The following is a 13,191-nucleotide window of genomic DNA, read 5'->3' as shown; positions in this document are numbered from 1 at the left end:
CGGCCGCTTATCGAATTTCCTGGAGCTCTTCTGATGAAACTGAAGCAATGGTTGTCCCTGCCGCTGGCCGCGGCGCTGCTGGCGGCTGCCCCCGCGATGGCTGCCGAGAAGTTCCGCGTGGGCTACCTGCGCGTGATGGACGACGCGCAGGCGATCGTCGCGCAAGAGGGCGGCTACTACAAGAAGGCCGGCCTGGATTCCGAACTGATCGAATTCAAATCGGGCACCGATCTCATCAAGGCAATCGTCGGCGGCCAGCTCGACATCGGCGTGCTCGGCTTCACCAACGCGGTCGCGTGGGCCTCCAAGGGCGCTGACCTGAAGGTGGTGGGCGGCGCGCAGCAGGGCTATCACTCGCTGATCGTGCGTGACGATTCCGGCATCAAGGACATTGCAGGCCTGAAGGGCAAGACGCTGGCCTCGCAGGCCGAAGGCAGCACCGCCGACGTGGTCCTGAAGGGCGTCGTGCTCAAGCAGGGCAACCTGACTGCCGACGACGTCAACGTCATGGGCGTGAGCCCGGCTGTGGCCGTGCAGTCGCTGGTGGGCAAGCGTGTTGACGCGGCCTTCCTGTTCGAACCCTACGACCGCATCGCGCAACTGGTCGCGCCGGTCAAGCAGATCTACGAAGTGGGGCAGGCCTGGCCGTTCCCGTGCATGGTCGTCATCACCTCGGGCGAAACGCTGGCCAAGCGCAAGGACGATGTCTGGAAGGCGCTGGACGCCCAGAACCAGGCCATCACGCTGCTGCAGAAGGAACCGGCGCAGGCATCCAAGCTGATCGCGTCGTACTTCATCGCCGAGCCCACGCTCAAGACGCTGACCCGCGGCGAGCTGCCGCGCGAGACCGTCATTTTCGAGGCCATCAGCACGCAGGTGTTCACGCCCAAGCTGACGGAAAAGGACACGGCGCGCATGCAGGAAATCGCTGACATCCTGCAGGCCCAGGGTTCGCTCAAGACGCGCGACGGCAAGCCGTACGACGTCTCCAGCATCGTCGACCTGTCCTGGCAAGAGGCTCGCAAGCTTTGAGCGCATCTACCCGTGTGACCGGCGCCCGCAAGCATCTTGCGGGCGTTTTGGGCGTCCTGTTCATCCTTGCGCTGTGGCAACTGGCCGCGTTCGCGCTGCCCGACTTCCTGATGCCGGGCGTGCCCGCGGTCGTCGAGCGGCTGTTCGAAGACCTGGGCAAGCAGTCGTTCCATCAGAGCCTCATGGGCACGCTGGGACGGTTGGGCGCGGGTTACGGGCTGGCGCTGGCCGCCGGCGTGGGCTTCGGCCTCGTGGCGGCCGTGCTGTTCTTCTTCCGCGAAGTCCTGCGCAGCGCCATCGTCATCCTGCAGTCGATCCCGTCCATCGCGTGGGTGCCACTGTTTCTCATCGTGATGGGCTTTGGCAATACGCCCATCATCGTGGTCGTGGCGCTGTCGGCGTTCTTCCCGGCCGCGCTCAGCGTGATGAACGCCACCGAATCCGTGCAGCGTGTGCACGTGTCGGCGGCGCGCGTCATGGGCGCGACGCGCTGGGGGCTGATCAAGCGGGTGTATCTGCCGGCGGTCATGCCCGAGCTCATCACCGGCGCGCAGTTGGCGTTCGGCAATGCCTGGCGGGCGCTGATTTCGGCCGAAATGCTGATCGGCTTCGGCAAGGGGCTGGGCCGGTCGCTGGCGTACTCGGGCGAAATCGCGGACATGACCGGCGTCATGACCAACATCCTCGTGATCGCCGTGCTGGCTGCGCTGATCGACCAGTTCGTGCTTGAAAACCTCAAGCATCGTTTGCTGCGTTACCAATACGTCTGACGTTGTCATCATGATGTCCTGCATGCGTCCATTCGTCCTTGCCGCGGGCCTGCTGCTCGCGGGCTTCGCGCAGGCGCAGCCGGAGACCTTTCCGGCGGCGCGGGCGCGCGGTGAGCTGGTCGTGGGCGTGCCGTATCTGGCGCCGCCGCCGGTCGCGGGGGCGAAGATCCGCACGCCCGAAGGCCTGGACGCCGCCATCACCGACAAGCTGGGCGCCAGCCTGAAGCTGCCCGTGCGGCTGGTCCAGTTGCCGGCCGCTGACGCCGCCCGGGCGCTGAAGGCAGGCGAGGTGGATCTGGTGCTTGCGGACCGCGCCGACGGACAGCCGCAGACCGTCGCGGTACAAGCCACCGGCTATGCGGCACGGCCCAAGGCCGTGATCCGCACCGACACGCGGATGCGCAAGCCCGCCGACGTGCAGGGCCGCAGCGTCTGCATGGCCGAAGCCGCCACGCAGGCGCAAGCCCTGGCGCAAAGCTGGGGCGCAACCGTCAAGACGTATCGCGTGCCGTCGGACGCGCTCGTCGCCGTGCGCGAAGGCGAGTGCGACATCGGTCTGGTCGACGATGCCGTCTGGGAGCCGCTGATGCGCTTTCCGGAATGGAAGAAGTTCTCCTCGACGCTGACGCCGGATGGCGCACGCCAGGAGCGCGTGTGGCTGCTGCGCGCGCAGGACGAGGCCTCGCGCGCGTGGCTCGGGCAAGAGATGCGGGCGTGGGACCGCGCCGGCGCCTGGAAGGCCATGACCACGAAATGGGCGCGCGACGTCGCGTTCGACGTCTATCTGGATCAGGAAGTCCCGGACTGCCACGGCTGATGCGCGGCCGGTCGGCGCCGCGCAGGCCGGGCCGCGCAGGCCGCATCCGAGCAGGCCGGGCCGCGCAGGCCGCATCGCCTGCCGATCCGCGCACTTACAATGCCGGGCATGACGCACACGCTGACCGCTCCCTGCACCTACCAGGAAGACATCAAGAAAAGCCGCTTTGCCGCGTATGCCGCGCCGGTCGCCACGATCGACGACGCCATGCGCTTCTTTGCCGAGCACAGCGACCCCGAGGCCACGCACAACTGCTGGGCCTACCGCATCGGACAGGAGTATCGCTTCAATGATGATGGCGAACCCGGCGGCACCGCGGGCAGGCCGATCCTGCAAGCCATCGAAGGCCAGGACATGGACCGCGTGGCGGTATTGGTCGTGCGCTGGTACGGGGGAATCAAGCTCGGCGCGGGCGGACTGGTGCGCGCTTACGGCGGATGCGCAGCCAATTGCCTGCGGTTGGGCGAGCGCACGGAAATCGTCGACATGGCAACGGTGCGCTGCGCATGCGGATTCGGCGAGATGGCGCTGTTGAAATCGCGGTTGGCCCAGGCAGGCGCCGCCATCTCGCAGGAAGACTACAACGCGGACGGCGTCACGCTCACGTTCACGGTGCCGCGTGTGGTGCTGACTGAATTGGAAGTCACTGCGGCGAACATCACGCGCGGCCGGTCCGCGTGGGAAGTCGTTTTGTAGCCAGCCAGCGTCCGCACCGGCCTGCCGCGCAGCGGCGTCCGGGAAGCAAATGTCCCGGTGCAAAAGGAAGGGGCCCGATCCGGACCCCTTGCGGTTTTACGCGTCCTGGCTGTCTTGCGCCGCGGCGATTTCCTGGTGGACCTTTTCCATGTCCACTTCCTTGATCTTGGCGAGCAGTTCGTTCAACTGACCGCCGGACAAGGCGCCGGGTTGCGAGAACAGCAGGACCTTTTCGCGGAAGACCATCAGCGTCGGAATCGAGCGGATGCCCAGCGCGCCGGCCAGTTCCTGCTCGACGTCGGTATTCACCTTGGCGAACGTGACGTCCGGATGCTCGGTGGCGGCCTGTTCAAATACCGGCGCGAAACCGCGGCACGGGCCGCACCAGGGCGCCCAGAAGTCGACGATGAGGGTGCCGTCGGGCGTGATGGCTTCCTGGAAGCTGTCTTTGGTGAGTTCAACAATACTCATAAGAAATCCTTGCCGCGTGGGCGGCGAAAAGCGGTGGCGGAGACACCGGGGGCCTGCCCCGGCGCTGATGCGGCGACGCGTATTGCCAGGCCTTGAAAGCCCATAGTAGAGCCGGTCCAGGCCGCGTCGCAATGGTTGGCGCCGTCAATGGCGCAGAATACGGCCCTCAGGCCGCCGATTTCGTGGAGACGCCCGCGCCGTTTTTCAGCGAGGCGACGATCTCGAAAGAACGCAGGCGGTCTGCGATGTCGTAGAAGTCGGACACGATCATGACCTCGTCGGCCTGCGTTTCCGCGACCAGGGCTTCGAGTTCCCGCTTGACGGTGTCCGGTCCGCCCACGATCGAAGCGCCCAATCTCTGATTGACCGCCTCGCGCTCCCATTCGTTCCACACGCCGTCCATGCTTTCGACCGGCGGCTGCAATTGCAGGCGATGGCCGCGCACGAGCGACAGGAACTTCAGTTGCTGCGTGGTCGACTGGAACCGCGCGGCCTCGTCGGTTTCGGCGGCAATGACGGGCACGCCGATCATCGAATAGGGGCGCGCCAGCGTCTCGGAAGGCTTGAACAAATGACGGTACAAGCGCATCGCGGCCATGCCTTCCGGCGAGAAATGCCCGGCAAACGAGAAGGGCAGGCCAAGTTCAGCCGCCATGCGCGCGCTGAAGTCACTGGAACCCAGCAGCCAGATCGGCACATCCAGGCCTTCACCGGGGATGGCGCGCACGGGCTGGCCGGGGCGCGAGGGGGCCAGAAAGCCGCGCAACTCCTCGACCAGGGCCGGGAACTCAAGACCGCTGCGCGGACTGCGGCGCAGCGCCTGTTGCGTGGCGCCGTCGCTGCCGGGTGCGCGGCCCAGGCCCAGGTCGATGCGGCCGGGGTACAGGGTCTCGAGCGTGCCGAACTGTTCTGCGATGATCAACGGCGCGTGGTTGGGCAGCATGACGCCGCCCGAGCCGACGCGCAGCGTGCGCGTGTGGCCGGCCACATGGCCGATCAGCACAGCCGTGGCGCTGCTGGCGATGCCGTTGATGTTGTGGTGCTCGGCCAACCAGAAGCGGTTGTAGCCCAGTTGCTCGACATGCTGCGCCAGCGCGACCGTATTGCGGAACGCGTCTGCGGCATCGCGGCCCTGCACAATGGGGGCCAGGTCCAGCACGGAAAAGGGGATGTTCGCCAGGGCGCTCATGCGTGCGCCTCCGCTGCGTCATGACAGGCCGGCAGCGCGGAAATGAAAGGGGAAGGGCGCAAAATGTACTCCATATGCTGATCTACGTGGGGAGTGTATCGGCGAATTCAACCGCGCCCGCCAGCAACCATGCCCTTGGCCGGGTTGATTGATTTTTCCGATCCCTACAATAGCAAGCACGAACGCGGCCTGGAATGGCCGCGCATTGGCCATTCCACACTTGCCATCCAACCAAAGGAGACGCGCATGGGCGCCAGCGGCCAGAACAACCGCATCGACAACATCGAATTCAACGTCGCGGACATCGCGCGCAGCAAGCGCTTCTATGGCGACGTCTTCGGATGGACGTTCACGGATTACGGTCCCACGTATTCGGAATTCACCGATGGCCGGCTGACGGGCGGCTTCACGACGGGTGAAGCGGTGCGGCCGGGCGGTCCGCTTGTGATCCTGTACGGCGACGACCTGGCCGCAACCCGGCAACGCATCACGGCCGCGGGCGGTCGCATCAGCCGCGACGAGTTCACGTTTCCGGGCGGCAGCCGCTTCCATTTCACGGACCTCGACGGCTACGAACTGGCGGTGTGGGCGGCCACCAAATGAAAAAACCGCCGCAAGGCATGGCCTGCGGCGGTTCTGGGCGAACAGCGTGTCAGCCTGACTATTCAGGGAAGAACGCGTAGCGGATCACGAACAGCACGGCCACGAGCCACGTGGCCGGGTGCACGTCGCGCATCTTGCCCGTGGCGGTCTTGAGCACCACGTAGCTGATGAAGCCGAAGGCAATGCCGTTGGCGATCGAGTACGTGAACGGCATGACCAGCGCGGTCAGCGCGGCCGGCGTGGCTTCGCAGACGTCGTTCCAGTCGATGTCGATGAGCTCGCGCATCATCAGGCCGGCGACGTAGAGCAGGGCGGGTGCGGTGGCGTAGGCCGGCACGGCGCCCGCCAGCGGCGAGATGAACAGCGCGGCCAGGAACAGCAGGCCCACGATCAGTGCAGTCATGCCGGTGCGTCCGCCAGCCTGCACGCCGGAGGCGCTTTCGACGTAGGCGGTGGTGCTGCTGGTGCCCAGCATCGAACCGGCCACGATGGCGGTGCTGTCCGCGAACAGCGCGCGGCCCAGGCGATTGGGCCGGTCTTCAGGCACCAGGCCCGCGCGCTTGGCTACGCCCACCAGCGTGCCGGTGGCGTCAAACACTTCGACCAGCACGAACACCAGAATCACGTGCACGAAGCCGGAATGCAGCGCGCCCATGATGTCCAGCTTGAAGAGGGTAGGCGACAAGCTGGGCGGCGCCGAAAAGATGCCCTTGAACTCGTTGTAGCCCATCACCATCGACAGCACCGTGACGACGATGATGCCGATCAGGATGGCGCCACGCACGCGCAGCGCATCCAGCGACGCGATCACGAAAAAGCCCAGGATGGCGAAGAGCGGACCGTGCGTGGTGAGGTTGCCCAGCGTGACCTTGGTGGCCGGATGGGCGACCACGATGCCCGCGCTGGATAGCGCGATAATGGCCAGAAACAGCCCGATGCCGGCTGCGATGGCACTGCGCAGTGAATGCGGGATGCCTTTGACCAGCCAGACCCGGATGCCGGATATCGTCAGGAACAGAAAGATGATGCCCGAGATGAACACCGCACCCAGCGCCTGCTCCCAGGTGTAGCCCATGGTCTTGACCACGGTGAAGGCAAAGAAGGCGTTCAACCCCATGCCGGGCGCCATGCCGATGGGCCAATTGGCGATGAACGCCATCACCAGCGAGCCCAGCGCGGCGGCCAGGCAGGTGGCAACAAAGACCGCGTCGCGGTCCATGCCCGTCGAGGACAGGATGTCAGGATTGACGAAGATGATGTACGACATCGTCAGGAATGTCGTCAGGCCGGCCACGACTTCCGTTCTTGCGGTCGTGCCGTGCTCACGCAGCTTGAATAGCTTCTCCAGCATTCGAGTCCCCAGGGTTTTTGCAGGATTTTCAGGTTGTGGCGGGCGGGGCGGAAAGCCCCGTCCCAGTCAAGAACCCGCGTATTTTCGCATCAGTTGTAAACTCTGCCGCCATGATCATTCTCGGCTTTGAAAGCTCCTGCGACGAAACCGGCGTCGCAGCCGTCTGTACGGAACGCGGCCTGCTAGCGCACGCGCTGCATACCCAGATCGCCATGCACCAGGAATACGGGGGCGTGGTGCCGGAACTTGCCTCGCGCGACCACATCCGCCGCGTGGTGCCGCTGACCCGCCAGGTGCTGCAGGACGCTGGCCTGCAGATGTCCGACATCGGCGCCGTGGCCTATACGGCCGGGCCGGGTCTTGCCGGCGCCTTGCTGGTCGGCGCCAGCGTGGCGCAGTCGTTCGCCTGGTCGCGCGGCCTGCCGGCCATCGGCATCCATCACCTCGAAGGCCATCTGCTGTCGCCGATGCTGGCCGATCCCCGGCCCGAGTTTCCCTTCATTGCCTTGCTGGTCTCAGGCGGCCATACCCAGCTCATGCGCGTGGACGGCGTGGGTCGCTACGAGCTGCTGGGCGAAACCCTGGACGACGCCGCGGGCGAGGCCTTCGACAAATCCGCCAAGCTCATGGGCCTGGGCTACCCGGGTGGACCCGCGCTGTCCCGGCTGGCCGGCAGCGGCGACGCCTCGCGCTTCGACCTGCCGCGCCCCATGTTGCACAGCGGTGACCTGGACTTTAGTTTCAGCGGCTTGAAAACCGCCGTGCTGACCCGAGTCAAGGCGGCCGAACAGAATGGCGGCCTGGACGAACAGACCCGCGCGGACCTTGCGGCCGCCACGCAGGCGGCCATCGTCGAGGTGCTGGCGGCCAAGTCCATCCGCGCGCTTAAACAGACCGGGCTGCGCCGCCTGGTCGTGGCCGGCGGCGTGGGGGCCAACCAGCTTCTGCGCGCCAAGCTCGATGCCGCGTTCAAGCCGCTCAAGGCCCGCGCATACTTCCCGCCGCTGGAACTGTGCACCGACAACGGCGCCATGATCGCGTTCGCGGCCGCCGAACGGGTGAAGGCCGGATTGGCCCCGCTGGACGCCAGCGCCCATAGCTTCACGGTCAAGCCGCGCTGGGATCTGGCCGATATCGCCTGAAATGAAGAACGGGCGGCCAGGCCGCCCGTTTTTTTCCACCCCTCTGATCCGCCCATCGCGGGGGGATTACTTTTTCTTGCTGCCGATCCGGCTTTCGGTGCCCTGGATCAGCCGGGCGATATTGGCGCGGTGACGGTAGAACAGCAGGATGCCGATGATCGCCAGCGCCACGCCCAGCGCCGGCTGCGCCTGCCAGGCCAGCCCGGACCCGAACACGTAGTACACGGGGGCGAAGAACGCGGCCACCAGCGAAGCCAGCGACGAATAGCGGAAGAAAATGGCGATGAGCAGCCAGGTTGCTGCGGTGGCGACGGCCAGCCAGGGCTGGATGGCCACCAGCACGCCCAGCGCGGTCGCCACGCCCTTGCCGCCCTTGAAACCCAGGAACACGGGGTAGAGGTGGCCGATGAAGGCGGCCAGCGCCACGCAGGCGAGGGCGACGGGGCCGATGCCGGGCGCCAGCTTCTCGGCCAGCCAGATCGCGAACCATCCCTTGGCGGCGTCCCCCAATAGCGTCAGCGCGGCGGCGGTCTTGTTGCCGGTGCGCAGCACGTTGGTCGCGCCGGGGTTCTTGGACCCATAGCTGCGGGGGTCTTGCAGACCCATCAGCTTGCTGACCACCACGGCGAAGGGCACGGAGCCGATCAGGTAGGCCAGCACGACGAGCGCGACGGTAAATGCCAGGGAGGGTTCGGTTATCGCCATGGAAGGGGAGTCCGTTGTTGTAGTAGTGGCTGCGGATTCTACCGCGGGTACAATCCGCCACGTCACCCGCGTTTTATTTTCTTTCGGATGCACAATGCGAATTCTGGTTTCGAACGATGATGGCTATTCGGCCCCTGGCCTGGAAGCGCTGGTCGCCGCGCTGGAAGGGCTGGGCGATCTGACCGTCGTCGCGCCCGAGACCAACCACAGCGGCGCCTCCAACTCGCTCACGCTGAACCGGCCGCTGTCGGTGCGCACCGCTTCAAACGGCTTCATCGCGGTCAACGGCACGCCGTCCGATTGCGTGCACGTCGCGCTGACCGGCCTGATGGATACGCGCCCCGACCTGGTCGTGTCGGGCATCAACAACGGCGCCAACATGGGCGATGACACCCTCTATTCGGGCACCGTCGCCGCCGCCAGCGAAGGCTATCTGTTCGGCATCCCCGCCATCGCGTTCTCGCTGGCGGAAAAGGGCTGGGAGCACATCGACTCGGCCGCGCGCGCCGCCCGCCTGGTCGTCGAGCGCCATCTGGCCCAGCCGCTCGCGGCGCCGGTGCTGCTCAACGTCAATATTCCGAGCCGCCGTTTTGAAGACATGCACGGGTTTGCGGTCACGCGGCTGGGCAAGCGGCATCCGTCGCAGCCCGTCGTGCGCACCACCACGCCCTATGGCGACACGGTCTACTGGATCGGACCGGTCGGTCTGGCCGCCGACGCCACGCCCGGCACGGACTTTCACGCCGTCGAGCAGGGCATCGTATCCGTCACCCCGTTGCGTCTGGACCTGACCCAGCACAGCCAGCTTGACGAGATCCGCACCTGGGCAGAGCCGCTATGCGCAAACGCATAAGCCAGCCGGACATCACGCCCGGCGCCGGCCGCAGCAGCCCGGCCCGCCACGACGCCGGCCGTCTCGGCCCGGGTTACACGCCGGCCAACAGCAACACGCGCATCTCGGCCGCCACCTTGCAGCGGCAGGCGCAGACGCCCGTGCCGCAAGCGGGCAGCAACCTTGGCCTGAACTCCGAACGCTTGCGCCAGGCCATGGTGCAGCGTCTGCGCTCTCAGGGCATCACCGACGAACGCGTGCTGAACGCCATGGCCGCAGTACCGCGCCATCTGTTTGTAGACGAAGCCCTTGCCAGCCGCGCGTACGAAGACGCCGCGTTGCCCATCGGTCACTCGCAAACCATTTCCCAGCCGTGGGTTGTGGCGCGTATGATCGCGGCTGCTTGCGAAGACCGCGCGCCTACCCGTGTGCTCGAGGTCGGCGCCGGTTGCGGATACCAGGCCGCGGTGCTCGCGCAGTTCGTGCGCGACGTCCACACCATCGAACGCATACGTGGGCTGTACGAGCTGGCGCGCGAGCATCTACGCGCCTTGCGGCTCACTACAAGGATCCGGCTCATCTATGGAGACGGCACTTTGGGGCTGCCCGGCGTGGCGCCGTTCGATGCTATCGTTGTGGCTGCCGCAGGTCTGACCATCCCGCAAGCGCTGCTGACGCAGCTTGCTCCGGGCGGCCGTCTCATCGCTCCCGAAGGGGGCTCGAACCAGCGCCTGGTTCTGATCGAACGCACGGGCGCGGCAAGCTGGAAAAGAACCGAACTAGAGGCCGTGCGCTTTGTGCCGCTACGGTCCGGAATACAATCTTGAGCGACAGGAGAAACGTATGCTCAACGGGCAGTTGCAACTGACCGATATGAATTTGGGCGCGTCCATGACGCGTCTTCGCCGCCCGCTCTTCGCAGTGGGGGTTCTCAGCCTCGCCATCCTGGCCGGCTGCGCATCCAAAGGTACTCGTGCCCCGGTGGTCGACATGACCGGCGGGCAACCCGCGCCGACGGCCACGTCCGGCAGCTATGTGGTCAAGCCGGGCGACACGCTCTACAAGATCGCCCGCGCCAACAACGTCGACATCGAAAACATCAAGCGCTGGAACAACATCAGCGACCCCAACCAGATCTCGGTGGGGCAGGTGCTGCGCATGTCCGGCGGCGCCACCGGCGGCGGCGCGCAGACCGCGCCGATTGCCAGCAACCGGCCACAACCGCGTCCGCTTGACCAACCCGAAACTCCCGCGGCCACCACGCCCGCACCTGATGCCACGCCCACGCCGCCGCCGGCGCCGGTCGACACCAAGCCGGCCACGCGTGCGGCCGATGCGGGCGTCATCAACTGGGCCTGGCCGGCCAACGGCCAGATCGTGCAGGCGTTCAATGCCAGCAGCAAGGGCATCGACATCGCCGGCGCGCTGGGCGACCCGATCACCGCCGCGGCGGATGGCCTGGTCAAGTACAGCGGCAATGGCGTGCGCGGTCTGGGCAACCTCATCATCGTCGAGCACCAGAACGGCTTCATCACGGCCTACGCGCACAACCGTGCGCTGCTCGTGAAGACCGGCCAGACGGTCAAGCGCGGGGCCAAGATCGCTGAACTCGGCCAGAGCGACACGACGTCGCCGCGTCTGCACTTTGAAATCCGCCGCCAGGGTACGCCGGTGGATCCGATGCAATACCTGCCGCCCAAATGACGCCCACCCTGGTATTCGACCTCGAGACCATCCCTGACGCCGACGGGCTGCGCAAGCTCAACGGCTGGGGCGCCGACGTGCCCGACCACGAAGTGGTCGAGCGCGCGCTGACCGCGCGGCGTGAGGCCGTGGGCCACGACTTCCTGCCGCTGCATCTGCACAAGGTCGCGGTGGTAGGGTGCGTGTTCCGTGACGACCAGGGCTTTCGCGTCAAGACGCTGGGCCAGCCGGACGATCCCGAAGCGGCCTTGCTTGCGGGCTTCTTCAAGACCATCGAACGCTACACGCCCAAGCTCGTCAGCTGGAACGGCTCGGGCTTTGACCTGCCCGTCCTGCATTACCGCAGCCTGATCCAGGGTGTGCCCGCGCCGCGCTACTGGGACATGGGCGAAGAAGACCGCGATTTCAAGTTCAACAACTACATTTCGCGCTATCACAACCGTCACATCGATCTGATGGACGTGCTGGCCAAGTACAACGGCCGCGCCAACGCGCCGCTCGACGAACTTGCCAAGCTGTGCGGCTTTCCCGGCAAGCTCGGCATGGACGGCAGCAAGGTCTGGGAAGCCTGGAGCACGGGCCGCGCCGACGAGGTGCGGGCGTACTGTGAAACCGACGTGGTCAATACGTGGCTGGTGTATTGCCGCTTCCGCTTCCTGCGCGGTGAACTCGACCGCACCGCCTACGAGACCGAAATCGCGCTGGTGCGCGACACGCTCTCGGCCAGCGATGCGCCGCACTGGAAGGAATACATGGCGGCCTGGGACGCGGGCTGATCCGCGCGGGCGGCCAGCCAGCCTGATTCCTTGCCAATGCGCACGGGTCAGGGGATACCGACGGGGCCTGTGTGGCCCCGTTCTCGCGTCTGGCGGGCAAGCAATCGACTGAAACAAGACGGCCGTAAACGAAACCTGGATGAAACCAGGCGGATCGCACAATGGCCTCGCTTTCTTCACTTTCAGGAGACATCCATGTCCCGATTCGCTATCCGCTCCAATCTGGCCGTCCTTGCTATCGTCGCCGCGTCGAGCGGTTTCGCGGCTGGCTCCGCAATGGCTGCGCCGCCTCCTCCCGCCGAGGGCGGTCCGGCCGCCATGCACGAAGGCCATCGCGGCGGTGGTTTCCACAAGGGCATGCGCGACGGCCTGCTGATCCCCGGTCTGGGCCCCGTCTCCAAGGCCCAGGTCGCCGAGCTGAAGCTCGACGCCAAACAGGAGGCCCTGTTCAAGACCGCCCAGGAAGGGCAGCGCAGCCTGCACGAAGCGATGCGCGCCGACCGCGGTACGCGCCATGACCTGCTCAAGTCGCAGCTGGACAGCGGCAAGCTGGATCCCCGCGCGCTCATCGAGCAGTCGGAAAAGCGCCGCGACGCGTTCGGCCCGCAAGCCAAGCAGGTGCGCGACCAATGGCTGGCCGTCTGGGACAGCCTGAACGACACGCAACGCGGCCAGGTGACCAAGATCGTCAAGGAGCGCGAAGCCCGCATGGCCGAGCGCCACGCCAAGATGGAAGCCCGCGCGGACGGCAAGGGTCGCCCCGGCATGCGCGGCGCCGACGGTCGTCCCGGCATGCCGCCGCCTCCGCCGGCTGCGGGCGACGTCCCGCCGCCCCCGCCGCCTGCCGCGCCCCAGGCCAACTGAGCCGGCAAGTCCTGGGCCATCACACTGGCCGCAAAGCGGAGCAACGCTCCGCTTGAACAGCACCCCGACACGCTTCCCGCGTGCCGGGGTGTTTGTTTTCCAGGCGGGGCCAGGCCGGATTTCCCCGTTTTGACGCATGGGCCTTGGCCGCGCCCCACAACAGGGCACCAGCATGGTGCATTGCCAGCGCCCGAAGGACACTGCGGCAGGCCGCACGCTGGCGCTGAGACCTGGCACGG

The 13,191-nt window shown here is 66.5% G+C and carries 15 protein-coding genes; 11 read left to right on the top strand and 4 right to left on the bottom strand.

The annotated features are described in order from the left end of the window. The first annotated feature begins 33 nt into the window (after positions 1–33). The 4 genes from MHZ91_RS15810 (at position 34) to MHZ91_RS15795 (ending at position 3,315) form a co-directional block, all read left to right on the top strand. Positions 34–1,032: an ABC transporter substrate-binding protein gene (locus MHZ91_RS15810; RefSeq protein WP_239214509.1), complete on the top strand. Its 999-nt coding sequence runs from the start codon at positions 34–36 to the stop codon at positions 1,030–1,032. Then, a complete protein-coding gene (locus MHZ91_RS15805; protein WP_175121720.1) occupies positions 1,029–1,802 on the top strand; it encodes an ABC transporter permease in 774 nt (257 codons plus the stop codon). The genes MHZ91_RS15810 and MHZ91_RS15805 overlap by 4 nt, the downstream gene beginning before the upstream one ends. A 22-nt stretch (positions 1,803–1,824) precedes the next feature. Further along, positions 1,825–2,619: a transporter substrate-binding domain-containing protein gene (locus MHZ91_RS15800; RefSeq protein WP_370647823.1), complete on the top strand. Its 795-nt coding sequence runs from the start codon at positions 1,825–1,827 to the stop codon at positions 2,617–2,619. Positions 2,620–2,727: 108 nt separating this feature from the next. Further along, positions 2,728–3,315 (top strand): YigZ family protein, encoded by a 588-nt coding sequence (locus tag MHZ91_RS15795; RefSeq protein WP_239214507.1) that lies wholly within the window; start codon positions 2,728–2,730, stop codon positions 3,313–3,315. A gap of 96 nt (positions 3,316–3,411) precedes the next feature. On the opposite strand, the gene MHZ91_RS15790 is transcribed toward MHZ91_RS15795, so the two are convergent. Continuing rightward, positions 3,412–3,786, bottom strand: a complete 375-nt coding sequence (locus MHZ91_RS15790; protein ID WP_006388150.1) for a co-chaperone YbbN — start codon at positions 3,784–3,786, stop codon at positions 3,412–3,414. A gap of 166 nt (positions 3,787–3,952) precedes the next feature. After that, complete coding sequence (locus MHZ91_RS15785; RefSeq protein ID WP_175121717.1) at positions 3,953–4,975, bottom strand: LLM class flavin-dependent oxidoreductase; 1,023 nt, start codon at positions 4,973–4,975, stop codon at positions 3,953–3,955. Between the two features lie 246 nt (positions 4,976–5,221). Here MHZ91_RS15785 and MHZ91_RS15780 point away from each other — a divergent pair, with 246 nt between their 5' ends. Further along, positions 5,222–5,578 carry a VOC family protein gene (locus tag MHZ91_RS15780; RefSeq protein ID WP_239214506.1) on the top strand — a complete coding sequence of 119 codons (357 nt, stop codon included), beginning with the start codon at positions 5,222–5,224 and terminating at the stop codon, positions 5,576–5,578. Positions 5,579–5,636: 58 nt separating this feature from the next. Here MHZ91_RS15780 and MHZ91_RS15775 read toward each other — a convergent pair whose 3' ends face one another. Continuing rightward, complete coding sequence (locus MHZ91_RS15775; RefSeq protein ID WP_056560820.1) at positions 5,637–6,929, bottom strand: NCS2 family permease; 1,293 nt, start codon at positions 6,927–6,929, stop codon at positions 5,637–5,639. Between the two features lie 110 nt (positions 6,930–7,039). Here MHZ91_RS15775 and tsaD point away from each other — a divergent pair, with 110 nt between their 5' ends. Next, a complete protein-coding gene (gene tsaD, locus MHZ91_RS15770; RefSeq protein ID WP_239214505.1) occupies positions 7,040–8,071 on the top strand; it encodes a tRNA (adenosine(37)-N6)-threonylcarbamoyltransferase complex transferase subunit TsaD in 1,032 nt (343 codons plus the stop codon). 66 nt (positions 8,072–8,137) lie between these two features. Here the strand turns inward: tsaD and plsY are convergent, their stop codons facing one another. Beyond that, on the bottom strand, positions 8,138–8,776 hold the full coding sequence (plsY, locus tag MHZ91_RS15765) for a glycerol-3-phosphate 1-O-acyltransferase PlsY (RefSeq protein WP_239214504.1): 639 nt from the start codon (positions 8,774–8,776) through the stop codon (positions 8,138–8,140). Positions 8,777–8,870: 94 nt separating this feature from the next. On the opposite strand from plsY, the gene surE reads away from it, so the two are divergent. The 5 genes from surE (at position 8,871) to MHZ91_RS15740 (ending at position 12,952) form a co-directional block, all read left to right on the top strand. Then, the gene (gene surE, locus MHZ91_RS15760; protein ID WP_175121712.1) at positions 8,871–9,629 is read left to right on the top strand and encodes a 5'/3'-nucleotidase SurE; all 759 of its coding nucleotides are present in this window, start codon (positions 8,871–8,873) and stop codon (positions 9,627–9,629) included. After that, positions 9,614–10,435 (top strand): protein-L-isoaspartate(D-aspartate) O-methyltransferase, encoded by an 822-nt coding sequence (locus tag MHZ91_RS15755; RefSeq protein WP_239214502.1) that lies wholly within the window; start codon positions 9,614–9,616, stop codon positions 10,433–10,435. The genes surE and MHZ91_RS15755 overlap by 16 nt, the downstream gene beginning before the upstream one ends. Before the next feature lie 16 nt (positions 10,436–10,451). Next, positions 10,452–11,312 (top strand): peptidoglycan DD-metalloendopeptidase family protein, encoded by an 861-nt coding sequence (locus tag MHZ91_RS15750; RefSeq protein ID WP_218343692.1) that lies wholly within the window; start codon positions 10,452–10,454, stop codon positions 11,310–11,312. Beyond that, entirely contained in the window at positions 11,309–12,088 is a 780-nt protein-coding gene (locus MHZ91_RS15745; RefSeq protein WP_175121709.1) for a 3'-5' exonuclease, read from the top strand. Before MHZ91_RS15750 ends, MHZ91_RS15745 begins: the two co-directional genes overlap by 4 nt. A 195-nt stretch (positions 12,089–12,283) precedes the next feature. Continuing rightward, positions 12,284–12,952: a hypothetical protein gene (locus MHZ91_RS15740; RefSeq protein ID WP_175185366.1), complete on the top strand. Its 669-nt coding sequence runs from the start codon at positions 12,284–12,286 to the stop codon at positions 12,950–12,952. Positions 12,953–13,191 lie beyond the last annotated feature (239 nt).

The sequence above is a fragment of the Achromobacter sp. ACRQX genome (assembly GCF_022346505.1).
GTDB classification, from domain to species: Bacteria; Pseudomonadota; Gammaproteobacteria; order Burkholderiales; family Burkholderiaceae_B; genus Achromobacter; species Achromobacter animicus.
The sequence above is the reverse complement of the archived record's forward strand: the minus strand, read 5'-3'. Positions and strand labels throughout refer to the sequence as shown.

What these genes read in the sequence shown, in the direction of transcription:
- MHZ91_RS15775 (WP_056560820.1), bottom strand. Translation starts at nt 6,929, where the DNA reads ATGCTGGAGAAGCTATTCAAGCTGCGTGAGCACGGCACGACCGCAAGA.
- MHZ91_RS15795 (WP_239214507.1), top strand. Translation starts at nt 2,728, where the DNA reads ATGACGCACACGCTGACCGCTCCCTGCACCTACCAGGAAGACATCAAG.
- MHZ91_RS15780 (WP_239214506.1), top strand. Translation starts at nt 5,222, where the DNA reads ATGGGCGCCAGCGGCCAGAACAACCGCATCGACAACATCGAATTCAAC.
- tsaD (WP_239214505.1), top strand. Translation starts at nt 7,040, where the DNA reads ATGATCATTCTCGGCTTTGAAAGCTCCTGCGACGAAACCGGCGTCGCA.
- MHZ91_RS15745 (WP_175121709.1), top strand. Translation starts at nt 11,309, where the DNA reads ATGACGCCCACCCTGGTATTCGACCTCGAGACCATCCCTGACGCCGAC.
- MHZ91_RS15750 (WP_218343692.1), top strand. Translation starts at nt 10,452, where the DNA reads ATGCTCAACGGGCAGTTGCAACTGACCGATATGAATTTGGGCGCGTCC.
- MHZ91_RS15785 (WP_175121717.1), bottom strand. Translation starts at nt 4,975, where the DNA reads ATGAGCGCCCTGGCGAACATCCCCTTTTCCGTGCTGGACCTGGCCCCC.
- MHZ91_RS15800 (WP_370647823.1), top strand. Translation starts at nt 1,825, where the DNA reads ATGCGTCCATTCGTCCTTGCCGCGGGCCTGCTGCTCGCGGGCTTCGCG.
- MHZ91_RS15810 (WP_239214509.1), top strand. Translation starts at nt 34, where the DNA reads ATGAAACTGAAGCAATGGTTGTCCCTGCCGCTGGCCGCGGCGCTGCTG.
- surE (WP_175121712.1), top strand. Translation starts at nt 8,871, where the DNA reads ATGCGAATTCTGGTTTCGAACGATGATGGCTATTCGGCCCCTGGCCTG.
- MHZ91_RS15755 (WP_239214502.1), top strand. Translation starts at nt 9,614, where the DNA reads ATGCGCAAACGCATAAGCCAGCCGGACATCACGCCCGGCGCCGGCCGC.
- MHZ91_RS15790 (WP_006388150.1), bottom strand. Translation starts at nt 3,786, where the DNA reads ATGAGTATTGTTGAACTCACCAAAGACAGCTTCCAGGAAGCCATCACG.
- MHZ91_RS15740 (WP_175185366.1), top strand. Translation starts at nt 12,284, where the DNA reads ATGTCCCGATTCGCTATCCGCTCCAATCTGGCCGTCCTTGCTATCGTC.
- plsY (WP_239214504.1), bottom strand. Translation starts at nt 8,776, where the DNA reads ATGGCGATAACCGAACCCTCCCTGGCATTTACCGTCGCGCTCGTCGTG.